Source organism: Acidovorax sp. JG5, from assembly GCF_017939685.1.
In the GTDB taxonomy this organism is placed as follows: domain Bacteria; phylum Pseudomonadota; class Gammaproteobacteria; order Burkholderiales; family Burkholderiaceae_C; genus Acidovorax.
This window is the reverse complement of sequence record NZ_JAGKSE010000024.1, coordinates 1-20,320: the sequence shown is the minus strand read 5'-3', so window position 1 is coordinate 20,320 and position 20,320 is coordinate 1. Positions and strand designations below refer to the sequence as shown.

The 20,320-nt window shown below is 60.8% G+C and carries 23 protein-coding genes and 3 pseudogenes; 9 read left to right on the top strand and 17 right to left on the bottom strand.

What is annotated here, in order from left to right:
• Position 1 precedes the first annotated feature (1 nt).
• The 8 genes from J8G26_RS16520 to J8G26_RS16485 form a co-directional block, all read right to left on the bottom strand.
• Complete coding sequence (locus tag J8G26_RS16520; RefSeq protein WP_059401318.1) at positions 2 to 2,335, bottom strand: heavy metal translocating P-type ATPase; 2,334 nt, start codon at positions 2,333 to 2,335, stop codon at positions 2 to 4.
• 3 nt (positions 2,336 to 2,338) lie between these two features.
• A complete protein-coding gene (locus J8G26_RS16515) occupies positions 2,339 to 2,590 on the bottom strand; it encodes a DUF2933 domain-containing protein (protein ID WP_210570241.1) in 252 nt (83 codons plus the stop codon).
• An 84-nt stretch (positions 2,591 to 2,674) separates the two neighbouring features.
• A complete protein-coding gene (locus J8G26_RS16510) occupies positions 2,675 to 2,968 on the bottom strand; it encodes a heavy-metal-associated domain-containing protein (protein WP_011804760.1) in 294 nt (97 codons plus the stop codon).
• A gap of 51 nt (positions 2,969 to 3,019) precedes the next feature.
• Entirely contained in the window at positions 3,020 to 3,688 is a 669-nt protein-coding gene (locus tag J8G26_RS16505) for an isoprenylcysteine carboxylmethyltransferase family protein (protein ID WP_119558837.1), read from the bottom strand.
• On the bottom strand, positions 3,685 to 3,960 hold the full coding sequence (locus J8G26_RS16500; protein ID WP_210570240.1) for a DUF2933 domain-containing protein: 276 nt from the start codon (positions 3,958 to 3,960) through the stop codon (positions 3,685 to 3,687). The genes J8G26_RS16505 and J8G26_RS16500 overlap by 4 nt, the downstream gene beginning before the upstream one ends.
• A gap of 25 nt (positions 3,961 to 3,985) precedes the next feature.
• A complete protein-coding gene (locus J8G26_RS16495) occupies positions 3,986 to 4,459 on the bottom strand; it encodes a hypothetical protein (protein ID WP_086911973.1) in 474 nt (157 codons plus the stop codon).
• An 89-nt stretch (positions 4,460 to 4,548) separates the two neighbouring features.
• Complete coding sequence (locus tag J8G26_RS16490; RefSeq protein WP_210570239.1) at positions 4,549 to 4,893, bottom strand: copper-binding protein; 345 nt, start codon at positions 4,891 to 4,893, stop codon at positions 4,549 to 4,551.
• A gap of 32 nt (positions 4,894 to 4,925) precedes the next feature.
• A complete protein-coding gene (locus tag J8G26_RS16485; protein ID WP_207576215.1) occupies positions 4,926 to 5,096 on the bottom strand; it encodes a hypothetical protein in 171 nt (56 codons plus the stop codon).
• 124 nt (positions 5,097 to 5,220) lie between these two features.
• Here J8G26_RS16485 and J8G26_RS16480 point away from each other — a divergent pair, with 124 nt between their 5' ends.
• From J8G26_RS16480 to J8G26_RS16465, 4 genes and pseudogenes are all read left to right on the top strand, one after another.
• Positions 5,221 to 5,904 (top strand): heavy metal response regulator transcription factor, encoded by a 684-nt coding sequence (locus tag J8G26_RS16480; protein ID WP_207375457.1) that lies wholly within the window; start codon positions 5,221 to 5,223, stop codon positions 5,902 to 5,904.
• Positions 5,905 to 6,228, top strand: a complete 324-nt coding sequence (locus tag J8G26_RS16475) for a hypothetical protein (RefSeq protein WP_246881440.1) — start codon at positions 5,905 to 5,907, stop codon at positions 6,226 to 6,228.
• 40 nt (positions 6,229 to 6,268) lie between these two features.
• Positions 6,269 to 7,192: pseudogene (locus J8G26_RS16470) on the top strand (IS5 family transposase); the annotation flags it as partial.
• Between the two features lie 153 nt (positions 7,193 to 7,345).
• Positions 7,346 to 7,723 (top strand): transposase, encoded by a 378-nt coding sequence (locus J8G26_RS16465; RefSeq protein ID WP_210570238.1) that lies wholly within the window; start codon positions 7,346 to 7,348, stop codon positions 7,721 to 7,723.
• Positions 7,724 to 7,917: 194 nt separating this feature from the next.
• Here the strand turns inward: J8G26_RS16465 and istB are convergent, their stop codons facing one another.
• Together istB and istA are read right to left on the bottom strand one after the other, a co-directional pair.
• Positions 7,918 to 8,655, bottom strand: coding sequence for an IS21-like element helper ATPase IstB (gene istB, locus J8G26_RS16460; RefSeq protein ID WP_207375629.1), 738 nt, complete (start codon positions 8,653 to 8,655; stop codon positions 7,918 to 7,920).
• A 34-nt stretch (positions 8,656 to 8,689) separates the two neighbouring features.
• A complete protein-coding gene (gene istA / locus J8G26_RS16455; protein ID WP_207375626.1) occupies positions 8,690 to 10,117 on the bottom strand; it encodes an IS21 family transposase in 1,428 nt (475 codons plus the stop codon).
• Positions 10,118 to 10,228: 111 nt separating this feature from the next.
• Here istA and J8G26_RS16450 point away from each other — a divergent pair, with 111 nt between their 5' ends.
• Together J8G26_RS16450 and J8G26_RS16445 are read left to right on the top strand one after the other, a co-directional pair.
• Positions 10,229 to 10,798, top strand: a complete 570-nt coding sequence (locus J8G26_RS16450; RefSeq protein ID WP_210570231.1) for a transposase — start codon at positions 10,229 to 10,231, stop codon at positions 10,796 to 10,798.
• Between the two features lie 128 nt (positions 10,799 to 10,926).
• Positions 10,927 to 11,172, top strand: a pseudogene (locus J8G26_RS16445) (DUF3363 domain-containing protein); the annotation flags it as partial.
• 67 nt (positions 11,173 to 11,239) lie between these two features.
• Here the strand turns inward: J8G26_RS16445 and J8G26_RS16440 are convergent.
• On the bottom strand, positions 11,240 to 11,590 hold the full coding sequence (locus tag J8G26_RS16440) for a DUF4148 domain-containing protein (protein WP_207375624.1): 351 nt from the start codon (positions 11,588 to 11,590) through the stop codon (positions 11,240 to 11,242).
• Between the two features lie 305 nt (positions 11,591 to 11,895).
• Between J8G26_RS16440 and J8G26_RS16435 the strand changes: the two are divergent.
• Positions 11,896 to 13,163 (top strand): annotated as a pseudogene (locus tag J8G26_RS16435) (IS256 family transposase).
• Between the two features lie 230 nt (positions 13,164 to 13,393).
• Here J8G26_RS16435 and J8G26_RS16430 read toward each other — a convergent pair.
• The 6 genes from J8G26_RS16430 to J8G26_RS16405 form a co-directional block, all read right to left on the bottom strand.
• Positions 13,394 to 13,573 (bottom strand): hypothetical protein, encoded by a 180-nt coding sequence (locus J8G26_RS16430; protein ID WP_207375576.1) that lies wholly within the window; start codon positions 13,571 to 13,573, stop codon positions 13,394 to 13,396.
• Positions 13,574 to 13,783: 210 nt separating this feature from the next.
• Positions 13,784 to 14,125, bottom strand: a complete 342-nt coding sequence (locus J8G26_RS16425) for a copper-binding protein (RefSeq protein WP_207375577.1) — start codon at positions 14,123 to 14,125, stop codon at positions 13,784 to 13,786.
• A gap of 79 nt (positions 14,126 to 14,204) precedes the next feature.
• Positions 14,205 to 14,696, bottom strand: a complete 492-nt coding sequence (locus J8G26_RS16420; protein ID WP_207375578.1) for a cupredoxin family protein — start codon at positions 14,694 to 14,696, stop codon at positions 14,205 to 14,207.
• A 33-nt stretch (positions 14,697 to 14,729) separates the two neighbouring features.
• Complete coding sequence (locus tag J8G26_RS16415; RefSeq protein WP_210570226.1) at positions 14,730 to 16,142, bottom strand: copper oxidase; 1,413 nt, start codon at positions 16,140 to 16,142, stop codon at positions 14,730 to 14,732.
• Between the two features lie 16 nt (positions 16,143 to 16,158).
• On the bottom strand, positions 16,159 to 17,589 hold the full coding sequence (locus J8G26_RS16410) for a TolC family protein (RefSeq protein ID WP_210570223.1): 1,431 nt from the start codon (positions 17,587 to 17,589) through the stop codon (positions 16,159 to 16,161).
• Positions 17,586 to 17,951, bottom strand: a complete 366-nt coding sequence (locus J8G26_RS16405) for a hypothetical protein (protein WP_246881439.1) — start codon at positions 17,949 to 17,951, stop codon at positions 17,586 to 17,588. The genes J8G26_RS16410 and J8G26_RS16405 overlap by 4 nt, the downstream gene beginning before the upstream one ends.
• Before the next feature lie 127 nt (positions 17,952 to 18,078).
• Here J8G26_RS16405 and J8G26_RS16400 point away from each other — a divergent pair, with 127 nt between their 5' ends.
• Positions 18,079 to 18,762, top strand: coding sequence for a heavy metal response regulator transcription factor (locus tag J8G26_RS16400; protein ID WP_111868794.1), 684 nt, complete (start codon positions 18,079 to 18,081; stop codon positions 18,760 to 18,762).
• Positions 18,763 to 20,172 carry a heavy metal sensor histidine kinase gene (locus J8G26_RS16395; RefSeq protein WP_210570221.1) on the top strand — a complete coding sequence of 470 codons (1,410 nt, stop codon included), beginning with the start codon at positions 18,763 to 18,765 and terminating at the stop codon, positions 20,170 to 20,172. It begins immediately after the preceding gene.
• Positions 20,173 to 20,320: the final 148 nt, after the last annotated feature.

Genomic DNA, 20,320 nt, shown 5'->3' with positions numbered 1-20,320 from the left:
GTCATTTTTTTCCGCGCCGTAAACGCAGAGCATTGAAAATCACCGAGGCCGAGCTCAGACTCATGGCCAGCGCCGCGATCAGCGGGGACAACAACCACCCAGTGAATGGGTACAGCACGCCTGCCGCAATCGGCACCCCAATGCCGTTGTAAACGAATGCGAACAGGAGGTTCTGGCGCATGTTTCGGACGGTGTCGATAGAGATGTCGCGTGCGGCGGTGATGCCGCGCAAATCGCCTTTGACCAGCGTGATCTGGCCGCTGTTCATGGCCACATCGGTCCCCGTGCCCATGGCCACGCCGACATCGGCCTTTGCCAACGCAGGCGCATCGTTGATGCCATCGCCGGCCATGGCGACAATGTGGCCCTCTTTCTGGAGCCGTTCCACGAGCGCCAGCTTGTCTGCGGGCTTGACTTCGCCATGCACCTCGTCGATGCCAAGTTTTGCACCCACTGCCTTGGCGGTGGTCAGACCATCGCCAGTTGCCATCACGATGCGCAAGCCGCTGGCGTGCAAAGTCCTAATGGCTTCCAGCGTGGTGGCCTTGATGGGATCGGTCACAGCCAGGATGCCAGCCAGTTGTCTGTCCACGGCCAGATGCATCACGCTGGCGCCTTCACTGCGCAGACGCTCGCCATCGATCTTGAGCGCATCAGTGGCCACGCCCTCCTGCTGCATCAATGCGGTGTTGCCCAGCACCAGATGCTTCCCATCGACCATGCCGCGCACGCCAATACCGCTGCCAGATTCGAAATCTAGCGGTTTGATCAGTTCCAGGCCCTTGGCGCGTGCTGCACTGACGATGGCCTCTGCCAAAGGATGCTCGCTGCCTTGGTCCAAACTGGCAGCAAGGCGCAGAACTTCGTCCGCTGTATAGCCAGGTGCGGCAACTGCGGTGTCGAAAGCGGGTTTACCTTCGGTCAGTGTTCCTGTCTTGTCCACAATCAGCGTGTCGACCTCGCGCATTTTTTCGATGGCGCCAGCATCACGGAACAGCACCCCCTGTGTCGCGGCACGCCCTGTGGCCACCATCACCGACATCGGCGTGGCCAGCCCCAGCGCACAGGGGCAAGCGATGATCAGGACGGCCACTGCGTTAATCAAGCCAAACACCCAGCTAGGTTCCGGACCGAACCAACCCCAGACAAAGAAGGTGGCAATGGCGATGAGCACCACCACGACCACGAATTGGCCTGCGACCACGTCCGCCATGCGCTGCATGGGCGCCTTCGAGCGCTGGGCATTGGCCACCATCTGAACAATCTGCGACAGCATGGTGGCCGCACCGACCTTCTCGGCGCGCATTACCAGGGCGCCACTGGTGTTCATCGTGGCGCCAATCACCTTGTCACCAAGGCGTTTGGTCACCGGCACAGGCTCACCGGTCAGCATGGATTCATCGACCGCACTGCTGCCTTCAGTCACAACGCCGTCGACCGGCACTTTCTCGCCGGGGCGGATGCGCAACAGGTCACCGACGTGAACATGGTTCAGCGGTACGTCTTCTTCGTTGCCATCCGCATTGATCCGACGTGCCGTCTTGGGTGCCAAACCGAGCAGCGCCTTGATGGCCGCAGAAGTTTGCGAACGGGCCTTCAACTCGATGATCTGGCCCAGCATGGTCAGCGAGATGATGACCACTGCCGCCTCGTAGTAGACCGCCACGCGCCCCATGGAAATGAATGAATCCGGGAACACGCCCGGCGCCACGGTAGCCACGAGGCTGTAGAGAAAGGCCGCGCCCGTACCCAAACCGATCAAGGTCCACATGTTGGGGCTGCGGAGGACGAGAGACTGCCAGCCGCGTACGAAGAAGGGCCACCCCGTCCACAACACGACGGGTAAGGAAAGCACCAGCTCAACCCAGGTTTGCACCTTCATGTCAAACCATCCAAGACGATGGCCGAACATTGCAAGAACGGTGACAATGACTGTGAATGGCAGCGTCCACCAGAAGCGATGCTGAAAATCCTTTAACTCATGGTTGTCTTCCTCGTCCAGTGGAATGATGGGCTCCAATGTCATGCCGCACTTGGGACAGACTCCAGGATGATCCTGCCGCACCTCGGGGTGCATAGGGCAGGTGTAGATGGTGCCGGCCGGCTCTGGCGCGGTGTCCTCGGGTGCAGTAGATACAAGGTATTGCAGTGGGTTCGCTGCGAACTTGCCTTGGCACTTGGCGCTACAGAAATAGTAGGGCCGCCCTTCGTGCGTCAATTTGTGTTCAGACTGCTCCGTAACGGTCATGCCGCACACCGGATCCTTTAGATCCTTTGGCGAGGCTGGCTCGGCAGGGGGGTGACTGCCGTGATGGTGGTGTGCATGCATGTCCATTGCTTATTCCTTGTCGTTGTTGGTGCGCCGGGGCGTCTGCGCATGGTTGCTGTGCCCACCATGGCCGCCGTGGCCGTGCATCAGGTGCATTAGCGGACAGGCGAGCAGCAGCAGGTAGGGCCAATAACCCAGAACATGGCCCCAGTGCTCTCGCAGCAGATAAAAACCAGCGATCACGGCAGCCGTTGCCAGCGCCATGCCGGCTGGGCGGCGCCAGAACGATGGCGCATGGGAGTCGTTGTCAGGCTGATCCATGGCGTTGCTCCTTCAAAGTTGCCAGCAAAAGGTGCGGGCGCGGACGCGCCCAGCCGGTCGACCCTGAATCAAATACCGTGGCCGTCATCGGCAACCACAGCCCCCCGCACCGCCGCTGTGGCAGCCCGAGGCTTTAGGCTGCGAGGTCGCAGCGGGAATGGGCGCGTCTGTGGCCAGCTTTGCGGGGTAACCCGCATCCGTCAATGCCATCAACAATGGGGCGCTGCCCTGCGCCAGTTCCCCGCTCACCCGGACATGCCCAGACTGGAGATCGACCTCCACCCCACTGACACCCGGCAGCGGTTGCAATGCGTGCGTGACGTGCTTGACGCATGAGCCGCAGCTCATGCCCTCGACTTGCAGATCAATCGTTTTCATATATCAAACTCCTAAAAATTGAAACGTATACCGCCGGGGAAATATTCCAGATCATCTTTTTGACACCGAGTCAGTCGTCGACTGGGCCTTGCCCATGCGAGGGATAAACCGGGGTGTGCGCTGGGCGTATGTGTCGTAAGTTGCACCGAACTGTTTGTGCATTTCGTTCTCTTCGGTGATTGCCAGACGTCCGTACATCAGGAGCAAGACAGGGAACATGGCCAAGGTCAGCAAGGTGGGCCACTGCAACAGGAAGCCCAGCAGAATCATCACAAAAGCCACGTACTGCGGATGGCGAATGCGCGCGTAGGGGCCTGTTGTTGCAAGCGATTGGCCACGCTGAGCGTGGTAGAGCACATTCCACGCTGTGGACAACAGGTAGAAACCAAAGCCCAGAAAAACGTAGCTGGCGATGTGCAGTACGCCGAAATGCGGGTCGCCCTTTTCGCCCAACAGGGTGGACCACAAGTGACCCGAGGTGTGGGAGAGCAGATCCAGATTAGGGAACTTGGTTTGAAGCCAGCCCGATATCAGATAAATCGTCAGCGGGAAGCCATACATCTCTACGAACAAGGCAACTATGAAGGCTGCGAATGCGCCAAACGTCCTCCAGTCACGGGCCGTTGCAGGCTTGAAAAAGCTGAACGCAAACATGATGAAGATCGCTGAATTGATGATGACCAACGACCACAGACCATAAGCAGATTCGGTGTGGTTCACTGGGGATCTCCTTCTTTGCGCGATTCGGCAGTCTTCGACACATCAGGCTTGCTCTGGCCATGGTGACCATGCCCACCGTGGCTGCCGTGCATGAAAACATGCATCAGCGGGCAGGCGAGGAGCAGGAGAAAAGGCAGCGCCCCGACGACATGCGCGAGGTGTTCGGTCAACAGGAAATACGCCGCTACACCACCAATCACCACAAGGCCGATGGCATAGCGAGAACTCCAGAAGCTGGGGGGCGACTCGTGCCCGTCGTGTTGATGGTTCATGGTGACTCCCAATTCGGTGGATGCGTTACTTGGTCGACGAGGCAGGCAGGCGGTCCAGCATCATCTGCATCATGGACTCCATCATTTGCATGCGCTTTTCCATCATCTGATGGCGCTCGGCCATGTTGGTGGGCGTGCCCTTACCACCTTGCATGCCACCCACGCCCTGCATGCCTGCGCCCATCTGCTGCATCATTCCCATACCGTCCTGCATCAGCTTCATGTGCTCGTCCATGAACGCCTGACGTTCTTCTGGCGTTTTGGCCGCCATCATCTTTTCGTGCATCGCTTGCATGGCCTTCATCTGCTCGTCCATCTTGGCCATTCCACCCATTTGCCCCGCACCCGTTGGCTTCGCGGCCGCCTTCATTTGCGAGGGCGCAGGCGATGGGCTTCCTGCAGGGTGATGGGCCTTGTGCTCATCGGCGGTTTGCGCCATCACGCTCAGCGAGGCCGAAGCGATACAAATACCAACCAGGGTATGGCGAATTTTTGACATAGTGTTCTCCTTCTTACGGTGAAAAACCGTCGCAGTCAGCAATCAATAAATCCATCCGCGACGACACAGCACGCTAAAGCAGCGTGTTCTCACTGAGCGGGCTGAATGTCTGTGACAACCATCTTCCCGCCCTCGTTGACGACCATGAACTTGACCTTGTCGCCAGGCTTCACGTTGGACAACAGGCTCTTGTCCTTCGCGGTGAATACCATGGTCATACCGGGCATGTCCATGTGCTTGATTTCACCGTGCTTGATGGTGACCTTGCCAGTGGACTGATCGACCTTCTTGATTTCGCCGTCGGTCATGGATGCCGATGCTTGGGACATATCCATCTTGCCGTGATCCATCATGGTCTGGGCGAAGCTGCCCATGGGCGTTAATGTGCCCATGGCAAGGGCGGAGATAGCAAGAATGTTTTTGATGGTGTTCATGATTTCCTCAGGAATGAGAGTAAAAAAGTGGATTACTTCTTGGCCATTTTGACGGCCCACTTCATGCCGGCCTCGTAATGACCAAGCATCAGGCACGCGAAGTTGACAGTGCCCGCCTTGGCGAATTGCCAGACGATCTCACCTTGCTTGCCAGGGACCAACGTGACCTTGCTGGGCACATCACGACGAATGACCGATCTCATGGAAGAGATTCTGAAGAGCGACCCTGTCAGAAAGCTGTGCGCCAGATTACATATTTGTTATCTGCATGTCGGGAACGCAGAAACTCGTCAATCTCACGTCTACGCCAGATAGCGGAGAGTGACCATGAAGATATTGATCGTCGAAGATGAGCCTAAAACCGGTGAATACCTTCGCCAGGGATTGAGCGAGGCCGGATTTGTGGCCGACCTGGCTCAAAACGGTAGCGATGGGCTGCACCTGGCACTCCAAGGTGAGTACGACCTCGTGATCCTGGATGTCATGCTGCCCGGACTGGATGGCTGGCAGGTGCTGCAGTCCCTGCGCAATCGCGGCTTGCAGATGCCCGTGCTGTTCCTGACGGCCCGGGATCAGGTGGAAGATCGGGTCAAAGGGTTGGAACTGGGCGCTGACGACTATCTGGTCAAGCCCTTTTCATTCGCCGAGTTGCTGGCCCGTGTACGCACAATTCTGCGCCGGGGCCGAGGAGGCACCGAAACCAACACACTGCGCGTGGCTGACCTGGAGCTTGATCTGCTGCGCCGACGGGTCTGGCGGGGTGGCCGCCGCATTGACCTGACAGCCAAGGAATTTGGTTTGCTAGAGTTGCTGATGCGCAGGCATGGAGAAGTGTTGCCTCGCTCGCTGATTGCCTCCCAGGTGTGGGACATGAACTTCGACAGCGACACCAACGTGATCGAAGTGGCGATGCGCAGCTTGCGTCTGAAGATCGACGAAGGCCAGGACGTCAAGTTGATCCAGACCGTGCGAGGCATGGGCTATGTGCTGGAAGCGCCGGAGAGCGTTTAAATGTTCCGGTTCTTTTCGCTTATCCATCGTTTGGCCATCTTTTTCACGATGGTGGCTGCAGCCATGGTGCTGGGGCTTGGAATGTTGTTCCTGGTTCCGACCGAACGCCACTTCCTGGAACTGGATCGAATCACGCTGCAAGACAAACAGCACCTGATCGAGAACATAGTAGTCAATACCAACTCCATCGATGACATCCCATCGCGCTTACGCGAGTCATTGAACAATCACCACGGCTTGTCTGTCATTGTCAAAAACGCTAAAGGGGATGTTCTTTTCAAGACTGAAGGGTTTCAACCTCCAGCCACTTTAGGGCAACGCTGATTAAGGTCCACCGTTGATGGGGGTCAAACGTTATCCGCAGATGAAGCAGCAGACCCTGGCAATGGCCGCAGATCAAGACAACGGATTCGAGCATTCGCGCAAACCCACCCGACGCGAAGATTTCTTGCGGACCATGCAGACAATAGTGCCATGGGCCGCTCTGTGTCAGGTGATAGAGCCGCACTACCCCAAGGCAGGCAATGGCCGCCCGCCCATTGGCCTGGAGCGGATGCTGCGCATCCATTTCCTGCAACACTGGTTCAACCTGGCCGATCTGGCGTGCGAGGAGGCCCTGTATGACAGCGCCAGTCTGCGCCGCTTTGTGGGCATTGACCTGGGTCGCGAACGCGTGCCCGATGCCACCACGCTGCTGAAGTTCCGCAAACTGCTCCATGAGCACAAACTGGGCGAAGCCTTGTTCGCCAAGGTAGGCCAGCAATTGCAGGAGCGGGGCTTCAAGGTCAACACCGGAACCATCGTGGATGCCACCATCATCGCAGCGCCCAGTTCTACCAAGAACGCAGACAAGGCGCGTGACCCCGACATGCATCAGACCCGCAAAGGCCAGCAGTGGTATTTCGGCATGAAGCTGCACATTGGCGTGGACAGTCAAAGCGGGCTGGCGCACAGCGCTGTGGTGACGGCGGCCAACGTGCACGACAAACACCCGCTGCCCGATCTGCTGCATGGCAACGAACAGCGCGTGTACGGCGACTCGGCCTACGCCAGCCAGAAGGCTCTGATCTGGGGCAAGGCGCCCCAAGCCAAAGACTTCACCACCCAGCGCACACGCAGGTGCGGGGTGGTCGATGAAACGCAGCGGTCCAAGAACCGCAACAAGTCCCGCATCCGCGCTCGCGTAGAGCATGTATTCGGGGTGGTCAAACGGCTGTGGGGCTTTGGCAAGGTGCGCTATCGCGGGCTGCAAAAGAACGCCACGCGTGCGTTCACGGCCTTGGCGCTTGCTGGGACAGGTGCGCCCGTAAGGGTTCGAAGGGGGCTCAAAGGCTCCCGAAACAGGCCCTGTGGGGCAAAGCACAGTATCTTTGCGGGCCATTTGACATTCAAATGGCTGTGCGATGGATATGACGTTACTTGTTCAGCATTGCCCTAATGCATGGATCGCCTGCTGGGCAACGCGGCATTGCAGCGCCAATGTGCAGACATCTACGCTGGCATGGCCAGGCAAATACTTGCGGACTGCAAGCAGCCAGTGATCTTGGTCGATTGGAGCGATCTCAAGGCCGATCGCAGTGTGCAGCTGATCCGCGCCAGCTTGGCCTTGCATGGGCGCAGCCTGAGCTTGCTCGAGCAGGTGTACGGCGCCAAGCAGGCGGCCACGCCCCGCACGCATACGCGCTTTCTGCGCCAGCTCAAGGCCATCGTTGGCGAGCGGGCGTGCCCTATCATCGTCACCGATGCAGGCTTTCGTGCGCCCTGGTTTGCCGCCGTGGAAAAACTCGGCTGGCATTGGCTGGGGTGCGCATTCCACTGATGGCGGACAGTGATTCCATTTCCATCGCGGACAGCGTTCCATGCGATGGCGGACACGTTGCGCGGGTGTCCTGAGTGACGCTCNGGACAGCGTTCCATGCGATGGCGGACACGTTGCGCGGGTGTCCTGAGTGACGCTCAAATCGTAGCCGAAGTGTCCGCCATCAGCGTGGAATGGCGGTCGGCGCGGCCGGCTCAGACGGCCTTGGTGAGCTTTCTCATCGACTCGCCCTTGAGGGCTATCTTGTGTGAGCCGTGCACGATGCGGTCCAGGATGGCGTCGGCCAGCGTGGGCTCGTCCAGCCAGGCGTGCCAGGCCGTCACCGGCAACTGGCTGGTGATGAGCGTCGAGCGAGTACCCACCCGGTCGTCCAGCAACTCCAGCAGGTCGTTTCGCTCGTACGCGGCAATCGGCGCGATGCCGAAGTCGTCCAGGATGAGCAGGTCCAGCCGCGCCAGTTGCGCCAGCCGTTTGCCCAGGCTGCCATCGCCGTGGGCCACATGCAGCTCCTGCAGCAGCCGTGGCGCGCGGGTGTAGAGCACCGAGAAGCCCAGGCGCGCAGCCTGCTGCCCCAGTGCGCAGGCAAGCCACGTCTTGCCGCACCCGGTGGCGCCGGTCAGCAGCACGTTGTGGCCATGGCGCAGCCAGTCGCCGCCGGCCAGGCTGCTGATGACCTCCCGGCCCAGGCCCCGGCTGGCGCGCCAGTCGATGTCCTCCAGGCAGGCACTGGAGACCTTCAGGCGGGCCGCCTTCAACAGGCGCTCCAGGCGCTTGCTGTCACGCCAGTCCACCTCGCGCTGCACCAGCAGCGCCAGGCGTTGTTCAAAGGGCAGTTCGCTGGCCGTGATGTGGGTGGCCGCGTCGCTGAGGGCGGCCACCATGCCGTCCAGGCGCAGGGCGCGCAGTTGGTTCAAGGTCTGTTCGTTGAGCATGGTCGTTGGTGCTTTGTTTGTCTGCATCGCGGTGTCAGTGGTAGTAGCCCGGCCCGCGCACGTTCTCGTGCAGCGGCAGACTCGCCTGTGCGGCCATCGGCGCATCCAGCGGCCGCTGGTCCAGGCCGCAGCCCAGGATGGAGGCGATGCTCTTGTAGGACGGTGAGCGAATCGACTGCGCCCGCGCACAGGCGGCCTCCAGCCGGTCAGCCCCGTACTCACGGCCCAGGCGCATGAGGCCCAGACAGGAGCGGTAACCCTGCTCGGGATGCTGGCGGTGCTCCATCTGCCAGCGCACCACGGAGGCGGTGGCCGCGCCCACGCGCTCGCCCCAGGCGATGAGCTTGGCCGGCGTCCACTGCAGGTGCGCCCAGTGCGAGGCCGGCATGTGCTCGGGCGTGGTGGTGTGTGAACCCCGGCGGGGATTGAGGGCGTGGGCGGCCACCCGTTTGCCGCCATGCAGGACTTCGACCGTGCCGGCCGTGATGCGCAACTCCACCGGCTCGCCCACCAGCGCGTGGGGCACCGAGTAGTAGTGGCCATCGAGCTCGACGTGGTAATCGATGTTGACGCGGGCGGGTTTGAAGCGCGCAATGGGCATGCGCACCGGCGGCAGGGGACGCAGGGCTGGCCGGTCGAGTTCGGCGAAGGCGCTGGTGCGGTTGCCCGGCAGCTTCTTGAACGCGCGCTGGTTCAAGTCCACCAGCAAGGCGGCAATCGCCCGGTTGAGCTCGGCCAGGCTGTAGTGGGCCGAGAGTTCTTCGAGCAGGCGGTGCGCGGTGGGCTCGTAGCGGTCGGGGCGGGCCATGAGGGCGCGCGGCTGGTCAGGCACCAGCAGGCGGGGCACGCCGCCGATGAACTCCAGCGTGGCGATGATGCTGGCCGCCCAGTCGGTGGCCTTCTGGCTGGCGGTGGCGCAGGCGTAGGTGTAGTTGGATGCGCCCAGCACGGCCACGAAGACCTGGGCCGGGCGTATCTCGCCAGTGTCGGCATCCACCACGGGAACGGTCTGGCCGGCGTAGTCCACAAAGAGCTTGTCACCGCCCGTGTGGGTCTGGCGCATGGAGCGCTGCAGGCGCCGGGCCCAAGCCTTGTACTTCTCGCAGAAGGCGCTGTACTTGTACGCCTGACCGCTGTGCTGTTGCTGGTATTCCTCCCACAGCAGTTGCAGCGTCACGCCAGGTCGGCACAGTTCGCGGTGGATGTGGGCGTGGTCGGGTTCGAGGTGCCGGGACTCGCGCGCCACCGCTGGCTTGTACAGCCGGGCCTGCAGTTCTTCGTCGTTCAGGCTCTGGGCCAGTGCCCAGTCCACGCCGGCCACGCGCGCGTAGCTGGCTATCTCGCTGACAGTGGATTTGGAGATGCCGAGGGCGGCACCGATTTGACGGGTGCTCAAGGCCCCGCCGTGCAGCAGTTGCAGTGTGTGTCGTAGTTTGCTCATGGTGACCCTGGGTGTGGGCATCGCTAGTTCCGGTCAAAAAACCGGGCAGCGTATGCCGCGTTCGGGTCACTCAGAACACCCTACAGGTGTCCGCCATCAGTTTGGAATGCTGTCCGCCTTCAGCGTGGAATCGTGTCCGCCATCGCATGGAATACGCAGCTGGGGCGTATCCGTGGGCGTGATCTGCTGCGTCCAGCGGACCACCCGCAGGCGCGCTGGGCCAGCTGCCGCAGCGTGTGGGCGCAAGCCACCACCAGGCCGAGCGACCTGGGCGCTTATGAATGCGTGCGCTCGCGCCCCCATGTGTGCCGGCTGGTACTGCTCAAGCACGAGCCCAAAGGCCGGCACAAGCACACGGTGCGCGGCACCCGCGCGCGCAGCAAACACTCACGCAAGAATGCCCGCTCGCAAACCGAGCCGTGGCTGCTGGCCGCCTCATGCTCGCTGCGCCAGCTCAGCGCTGCAGCGATTGCGGCGCGGTACGCGCAGCGCATGCAAATCGAGCCATCGTTTCGCGACACCAAGAATGCGCGTTGGGGTCTGGGCCTGGAGCGCAGCGGTACGCGCACGCCCGAGCGCCTGGCCGTGCTGGTGCTGATCGCCACGCTGGCGCAGTGGGTGCTGTATCTGGTCGGGCAATGGGCCTACGACGGTCAGCAACAACGCCATTGGCAACTGACCAACCGCCGCAGCCGCCCATAGCTGTCGGTGCATCAACTGGGCTGGTTAATCGTTACTGTCCTTGATCCGCCCACCGAGCCACTGTTGCAGATCATTAGCCGCTGGAGCAATCCCAATGCCGCGCTTGAAGTTTGAGGGGAAACCTCAGGATCGGATCCGAAACCGGCCAGAAACATCGACCCGTGGCCGACGCGCAGCGCGCTGCGGACATCTACCGGCGTTCCGTGATGCTGGCGAGTGCACGCTGCTAGATGCAGGATGACGGCATGGGATTCTCGCTCGTTCCGTGTAAGTCGGTGATCGAGCCGCGGCTGGGTCAGCGACTCGTCGGGACGGTTCGCGGCGGTGGGGTGTCATGGGAAATTGGACGGCGGCCTGGGCTGGCCCGAGGTTAGTCAGGCCGACGCCAACAATCCCACAGAATGGATTCCAAGGAATTTTCTGCAGCCCCACCGAGGACAATCAACCGGGGGAATAGAGACGCAGACGCGCGTCGCGTTCTTCAGGGGACTCGCTCCGCAATTCGTTGATTACTTGCTCACGCGTCTTGCCTGGACCTGCTGCATCAGGTGTGCGGATAGGGTAGTTGCTTTCGCCGTAAGAAAGGAGGCCTTGCCGCATGGCAGCCTCGGCTTCTGCTTTGACTTGGGCACGGGTTTTCTCGCTCTTGAAGTGTTCCGGGTGAACGATTACGCCCTTTTCATTGTTGGCAGGATGTTCGTATGCGGCCGAAGCCATCCCTGGAAGGCCCAGGGTAACCACTGCGGCCGCCGCGGCAATCATGGAAGAAAGGGAGAGGCGTTGTTGGATCATGGTTGAAGCTCCTAGCGATGGTGAATAAAACTTGCATCTCTCATGCCTTGCTTGGGCGTTGAGGAGATGTGTTCATCGTAGGGAGCGCACCCCAACAGAATCTAGACAGCCCGATGACATTTTTATCAGGGAGCGGCGCGAGCTGGAGCGCAAGTAGGTGGACCTGTGCGGGGGACAAACGCGGAGGACGGAGGATCTACCACACGGGTAGACAGAAGTCGCCAGTGGATCGGCGCGAGCGAGCCTGTCAGAAAGCCTGTCAGAAATTTTGTGTGTGAGGCATAGCATGTCAACAAGGAGCATGAATGCCACGCAAGACGAAGACGACTGCAGCAGCGGACAAGGCGGCGCAGCCGCAATTCTCAGCCGAGCTGCTGGAGCAACTCATTCCCGGGCCGGTAACGCCGGCCGAACTCGAAGGCATCTTCCAGCAGTTCAAGAAGTCGGTTCTTGAACGAGCGCTGGGCGCCGAGATGAGCCATCACCTGGGCTACGCGCCCGGCCAGGCCAAGCCAGAAGGGGCTGCCGTCAATCACCGCAACGGCAAGAGCGCCAAGACCGTGCTGACCAACGTCGGCGCCTTGCGCATCGACGTTCCCCGCGACCGCGAGGGCACATTCGAGCCCCAGCTCATTGGCAAGCATGAGCGCCGCTTCACCGGCTTTAACGACTTGGATCTCCGCCATGTACGCACGCGGCATGACGGTGCGCGAGATCCAGGGCTTCCTGGCCGAGATGTACTCGGTCGATGTCTCGCCCGATCTCATCAGCAGCGTCACCGACGCGGTGATGAGCGAGGTCTCGGCCTGGCAGACGCGCCAGCTCGAGCCCATGTACCCCGTCGTGTTCTTCGACGCGCTGCGGGTCAAGATACGTGAAGACGCTGTGGTGCGCTCCAAGGCCGTGTATCTGGCGCTGGCCGTGCTGCCCGACGGCAGCCGTGACATCCTGGGGATCTGGATCGAGAACACCGAGGGCGCCAAGTTCTGCGATGTTGCGTGTTCAACGATCTGAAGACGCGCGGAGTCCATGACATCCTGATCTCCGTGACCGATGGCCTCAAGGGCATGCCCGAGGCGCTGCAAGCGGTGTTCCCGGCCACGACGCTGCAGACCTGCATCGTGCATCTGATACGCACCAGCTTGGACTTCGCCAGCGGGAAGGATCGTAAGCTGCTGGCCGCAGCCATTAAGCCGATCTACACGGCCGTGAGCGCAGAGGCGGCCGAGGCCGAACTGGATGCGTTTGCCCAGGGGCCATGGGGCCAGAAATTCCCGACCGTCGTTGGCGCCTGGCGCAGGGCCCGGGACAAGGTCATCCCGTTCTTCGCCTTCCCGCCCGAGGTGCGCAGGGTGATTTACACACCAACGCGATTGAGAGCGTGAATGCGAGGCTGCGCTTTGATCTCAAGACGCGCAGACACTTCCCCAGCGACGACGCGGCCACCAAGCTGATCTGGCTGGCACTGCGCAACATCACCGAGGACTGGGGACGGGCGGCCAACAACTGGAAATCAGCGATGAACCAATTCGCGATCCTCTACGAAGACCGGTTCACGAAATCGAGCACGTAAGATATTCAACTAGCTTCACGATATCGGTGAAGGTTCAATGAGCCTCACACACAGAAATTCGGACACGCCCTGCACAACTGTACGCCAGTGGCTTTCTGCCGCAGGTCTGGATGCCCGACAAGCAGACCCTCGCGCTGCGCCGCCAGGTGGCACACCGTTCACAGATTGATCGTCACCGCACACGCTTGAACAACGAGATCCATGCAGTCCTTGCGGCGCCCTTGATCCCGTCATGTCCGGCAAGCGATCTGTTCGGGCGCAAAGGGCGCGTCTGGCTGAATCAACAGCCGCTTCCAATGGATGAGCGTCTTGCGGTGGAGCAGCGCCTGCGCGAAATCGATCGGCTCGGCGGCGAGGACCTTGCGGCGATCGATCGGCTGTTGTGCGAATCCGTGGTCCAGAACGAGCAACTCAGAAGGCTGTTGACCATCACCGGCGTGAATTGCATCGTTGGTGGTCCTTGTGCTCGTCGGAGCCTTGCGCCAGCACGCCCACGGAGGCGGCGGCGACACAGAGGCCGATCAGGGTATGGCGAATGTGAACCATGATGCATCCTCCTTGCGGTGCAGGGGTTGGCTAGGGCTGCCGCGTCCGACGAGATGGCGCGGTTGTGAATTTGCTCAGCGCACGGGCTGGATGTCCGTGATGATCATCTTCCCGCCTTCCTGGACGACCATGAATTGCACCTTGTCGCCGGGCTTGAGGTTGGTGAGTTGGCCCTTGTCGCGGACGGTAAAGACCATGGTCATTCCGGGCATGTCCAGGTTCTTGATGTCCCCGTGCTTGAGGGTGATCTTGCCGTTGTCCAGATCGACCTTCTTGACCTCGCCATCGGTCATGGATGCGGGTGCGGGAGCCGAAGTCTGGCCTGAATTGGGACTGACCTGTGCATGGCCCGCCAGCGGCAGGGCGGCGCCCATGGCGAGGGCGGAGATGGTGAGCAGACGTTGGATGGTGTTCATGGTGACCTCTGGGTAAATGGATGGATCTATGGGCTGGCCCTGCCATGGCTGGGCCGGCTGTGGTGGGCGCTTCAGGCCATCACTTGCGGCCCACCTTGATGGCGCCCTTCATGCCGGCCTCATAGTGGCCAGGCATCAGGCAGGCAAAGTTCACGGCTCCCGCCTTGGTGAACTGCCAGACGATTTCACCCTGCTTGCCCGGTGCGAGCGTGACCTTGCCGGGTTCGTCGTGCTCCATGTCCGGGAACTTCTTCATCTGCTCCAGGTGCTCCAGCAGTTCCTTCTCGGTGCCTAGGCTGAGTTCGTGCTTGACCTGGCCGACGTTCTTGACAACGAAGCGCACGGTTTCGCCCTGTTTGACCTGAATGTTCGACGGCGTGTAACGCATGTTGTCGCTCATTTCGATGGTGATGATGCGACCGGCCTTGGCGGCAACGCCGGGTTTGCCAATGGCTGTCTCACCCCCGTCACCGTGGCCACCTGCATGGGTGCCGCTGGCGAAGGCTACCCCCGATGTGGCCAGCGCAGCCATAGCGAAGAGTTGAGAAATAGTGGATCGCGTGAATTTCATGGATGGGCTCTCGTTGAAAATTGAAGGAAAAAATCAATGCGCGCCATGCGATGTAGGCTTGCGCACCTTGACTTCGGTCGGCGTTGCAGGCTTGCGAACGCGCGGCATGGACTGGCCGCCCTCTGCGCTGAATCGCGCGGGCTCCGCCATCGGACCGGTGTACTCATACGCCACCGTGCCCTCCGGGTTTTTGTACCAACCCGGGTTCTTATAGTCGCCTGGCTTCTGGTCGCGGCGCACCTTCAGGACACTGAACATGCCACCCATCTCCACCGAGCCGAAGGGGCCTTCCCCGGTCATCATGGGGACGGTGTTGTCCGGAATGGGCATCTCCATCTCGGTCATGTCCGCCATGCCCCGTTCGCCCATGACCATGTAGTCGGGAATCAGGTTGTTGATCTTCTTGGCCACGCCCCGGTGGTCTACGCCAATCATGGTGGGAATGTCGTGACCCATTGCGTTCATGGTGTGGTGGCTCTTGTGGCAGTGGAATGCCCAGTCACCTTCTTCGTCCGCGAGGAACTCGATCTGGCGCATCTGGCCCACGGCCACGTCGGTGGTCACTTCATAGAGACGGGTGCTCTTGGGTGTAGGACCACCATCCGTGCCGGTGACCAAAAACTCGTGACCGTGCAAGTGCATCGGGTGGTTGGTCATGGTGAGGTTGCCGATGCGAATACGCACCTTGTCGTTGAGCCGGACGTTCAAGGAGTCGATGCCAGGAAAGATGCGGCTGTTCCATGTCCACAGATTGAAGTTCGTCATCTCTGCAACCTTGGGCGTCGCGGCCCCTGGCTCAATGTCATAAGCACTGAGCAGGAAGCAGAAATCACGGTGCACTTCGTCGATCAGCGGATGCTTGGCCTTGGGGTGCGTGATCCAGAAGCCCATCATGCCCATGGCCATCTGGGTCATTTCATCGGCATGCGGGTGGTACATGAAGGTGCCCGGGCGGCGCGCCACGAACTCGTAGACGAAGGTCTTGCCCGACTGGATTGCGGGCTGGTTCAATCCCGCCACACCGTCCATGCCATTGGGCAAACGCTGTCCATGCCAGTGGATGCTGGTGTGCTCGGGCAGCTTGTTGGTCACAAAAATGCGAACGCGATCGCCTTCCACCACTTCGATGGTGGGCCCGGGACTCTGGCCGTTGTAGCCCCACAAATGGGCCTTGAAGCCAGGCGCCATCTCGCGCACCACAGGCTCGGCGACCAGGTGAAACTCCTTGACGCCCTGATTCATCCGCCACGGCAGTGTCCAGCCGTTAAGTGTGACCACCGGGTTGTAGGGCCGCCCCGAGTTGGGCACCAGCGGCGCCATGGTGTTCGGGCTGGTCTGGATCACCGGCTCGGGCAATGCCGCCATGGCCACGCGGCTCACCGAGCTGGCCGCGACCGCTCCGCCTGCGATGCCCGCATATTTGAAAAAATCTCTTCTGGATGTCATGACATGAATCTTTGCTTTAGTGGCCCGCATCGCCCGCACTGGGCGCGCTGGACGTGACTGACAACGTGGTGTTGGTGGGGCGCCCGATCACGGATGCCTGTATGGCGGCATCGGCCAGCCAGAACTGCTGTTGCGCATCAATGGCGGCCGTGACGGCGCTGATCTGCTCGCGCGCGTCGGCCAATAGCTCAAAGACGCTGATCAACATGCCGTTGTAGCGAAGCTGGTTTTCCTCCGAGATCACCTTGCGCAGCGGCACGACTTCATCGCGGTGGTGACGCGCCACGTCGTAGGCGGTTCGATAGGCCGAATAGCTCTCGCGCAGGTTGGAGCCGGCAGAGCGCACGGTGGCTTCGAGCTGGTTGGCCGCAGCCAGGCTGCGTGCATTCATCGCATCGCGCTGCATCCCACCCCAATCGAAGAGGGGTAGACGCACGTCGATTTCCCAGCCGCGCGCAGTAGAACGAGTGCCCTCAGCGTTGTCAAAGGTCGTGTTGCGACGCCCGGTGAGTTCGATATCGGTGAAGCTGGTCACCATGTTCAGACCCTGGGCCTTGACGGCCTCATTGAGCGCGGATTGGGCCAAGCGGATATCCAGACGCGCCTGGGTTGCTTGCAAGGCGACCGTCTGCGGCTCCATTGGCTGTTTAGGTAGCTCCGGCAATCGCTCCGGCAGCTTAAGCGTTTGTTCCTGCGCCTCATCTAGCCCCAGCAGTCGCACCAGTTCTTCGCGGCTGGCCGTTGCCTGGTGCTGCGCTGCGCTCAGCCGGGTGGCGGCATCGGCGTAGAAAGCTTGCTCCCGTGCACGGGTAATCCGGTTGAAGTTGCCCGCCGCCTGCATGCGCTTGGCCAGTTCCGCTCCTGCTTCCGCGCTGTCATAGACCTGCTTGGCATATTTGAGCGTTTGTTGCGCGGCCACGGCCCGCACCCAGGACTGGCGCACACGGGTGATCTGATCCACCACATCACTGGTCAGACGCAATTGCGCTTGCTCAATGCGCCGGGTAGCGCCGCCGTGCCGTGCGGGAAGCGTCAAAAGATCCAGCAAGCCGAAGGACAAAGCGCGCCCAAACTCCAGCTCATCGCCTGCGACCATGCGCTCAAAACTGAAAATGGGGTTGGCAATCCGCCCGGCCTGCGCGGCATCCGCCGACTCTGCCCAACCCTGCGCCAGAAGGGTCTGCAGGGATGGGCTGTTCACCAAGGCCAACTGGACAGCATCTTTCTGCTCCAAAGGCTGCGCCAGCAAGGCTTGAGCGGCCTGCGCACGCTGGTCGCGTTCATCCAGGGTACGAGCCAACGCGAGCTTGCCCCCGGTAAAACTGCCAGCTTCGTCGTTGACGCGATTGATGTTCTGATCCAGGCTGACGCTGGCACATCCCGTCAGCACTGCCAATCCGAGTGCGGACAGAGCCAATTTGGCATGAGTGGCACGCAAAGGCATCATGGTTTTCCTCCCCCGTGATGGCCCGTGTGGGGATCGCTAGCAGGAGCAGCATCCTTGGCGGACGCGGGCTCGCCCGACTTGATTTCCTTAGCATAGGCGCGCCAGCCGCCAATCTGGCCCACACGATCATTGGCTTCGCGCCAGGATTGCACCGGTTGATCCGCATAGCCCTGATAAGCCCCGATAGGGGACGCGTATTGCAACGTTGCCAGCGGTGCAGGCTTGGGAGCCTCGGTATCTGCTGGAGCTTGTGCGAAAGCTGCCCCCGCAAACAACACCAGTGTCGAAGGCAACAGAGCCCTGAAGGGCGGCAGGTAACTGGAAGTGAGCATGGTCTCCTCTAAAAGAATCTTTGATCTCATGATGTGGAGATTCTGGAGAGACCACCCTTTCATTCAGATGTTCTGAAAATTACATTGTTGTTATCTACCTGTCAGAACGCCTCAAACTTGGCAAACTCTCGCCAAAGCATTGAACGGAAGCGCACACGTGAAAATATTGATCGTCGAAGACGAGCCCAAAACGGGTGAGTACCTGCGTCAGGGTTTGACAGAAGCTGGATACATTTCCGACCTCGTGCCCAACGGCGCGGATGGCCTGCATATGGCCCTGCAGGGCGAATATGACCTGCTGATCCTGGATGTCATGCTGCCTGGCCTGAATGGCTGGCAAGTGCTGCAAGCCCTGCGTGACCGGGGGATCGGAATGCCCGTCCTGTTCCTGACTGCCCGCGATCAAGTGGAAGATCGTGTCAAAGGACTGGAACTCGGGGCCGACGACTACCTTGTCAAGCCGTTCTCGTTTGCCGAGTTACTGGCCCGGGTACGCATCATCCTGCGGCGCGGCCATGCAGGCAACGAGAGCACCACGCTGCGAGTGGCCGACCTGGAACTGGATTTGCTGCGCCGCAGGGTATCCCGCAACGGCAAGCGTATCGATCTGACGGCCAAGGAATTCGGCCTGCTGGAGCTACTGATGCGCCGACACGGTGAAGTGCTGCCACGGTCCCTGATCGCCTCGCAGGTGTGGGACATGAACTTTGACAGCGACACCAACGTCATCGAAGTGGCGATGCGCCGCCTGCGCATGAAGATCGATGAAGGCCAACCCCTCAAGCTCATCCAGACCGTGCGCGGCATGGGCTATGTGCTGGACGTGCCAGAGGAAGAATAGGTGGAGTCGAAACTGCGTTTGGGCAAGCTTTCGCTGACCCGTCGCCTCACCCTGTTCTTCACCGTGGTGGCAACTGCTGTGGTGCTTGGGTTGGGAGGTCTTTTTCTGGTGGAAATTGAGCAGCATTTCGTCGAACTGGACCGGATGGCTCTGCAGGAAAAGCGGCATTTGATCGAGGAAATTCTTGGCAATGCCAACTCAGTGGACGACGCAAGCTTGCGCTTGAGCGAAGCTTTGAACTATCACCATGATCTCTATGTCCTGGTGCAGAACCCCCAGGGAGAGCGCATTTTTCAATCGTCAACATCCAACCTCAATGTGCAAAGCGGCGATGCCCTGAGTACCGAGGAGACGAGTGTTTTCGGGGTTTTGCGTCACCACGATACCGAGTTCCACACATTGAGCTTTGGAACTGCCCCGGCTTACTCCGCATCAGCGTTGCAGGTGTTGATCGCAGCGGATACAAAACACCACACCCAATTCCTCACTGAGCTGCGCAGCAGTCTGGCGTTCTACGTGATCGCGGCCATCATCGTGTGTGGGCTACTGTCGTGGCTCGCGGCGCGTCAAGGACTGGCGCCTCTGCGTGAAATGAAGTCACGCGCAGCCGTGGTCACAGGTCAGAAATTGTCCGAGCGCATGCCAGTTGAGGCCGTGCCGGTGGAAATGGCCGATCTGGCGCAAGAGCTGAACCGCATGCTGGACCGCCTGCAGGAGGACTTCCAGCGCCTTACCGATTTCGCGTCGGACCTCGCGCACGAGCTGCGCACCCCCATCAGCAACCTGCTGACGCAGACGCAGGTGGCGCTGACGACCAAGCGCGATGCCGCGACGTACCGCGACATCCTGGCCTCCAATGCCGAGGAATTTCAGCGTTTGGCACGCATGGTGTCCGACATGCTGTTCCTAGCCAAGACCGAGCGCGGCGTGGATCTGCCGCACAAGGAGCGGTTTTCCGCCCGCCAGGACGCGCTGGCGCTGCTGGAGTTCTACGAGGCCGTGGCCGAGGAAAAACGCATCCGGCTCCAGTTGAAAGGAGACGGCGAGGTCGAAGGCGATCGCCTGATGTTCCGCCGTGCGGTGAGCAACCTGCTGTCCAATGCCCTGCGTTACACGCCCGAGGCCGGCGACATCACCATCCGTATCACCAGCACGGCACAAACCACGACAGTGGCCGTGGAGAACACTGGAACCGACATCGATGCCAAGATCCTGCCCCGGCTGTTCGACCGCTTCTACCGAGCCGATGCTTCCAGGGCCCATCCGGACTCCGATGGCTCCGGGCTGGGCCTGGCCATCACACGTGCCATCGCTGAGGCCCACGGCGGTAGCGTCACGGCGACGTCGGGCGACGGGCGAACCTGCTTCACCTTGATGTTTCCTCACCGTGGCTCACAGCCATCAAGCTGACAACAATCTCATCTGGCTGTCCGGATTCTGTTGGGGTGCGCTCCCTACGATGAACACATCTCCTCAACGCCGACCAAGGCATGAGAGATGCAAGTTTCGTCCACCTTCTTCCTTAGGAGCTTCAACCATGACCCAACAACGCCTCTCC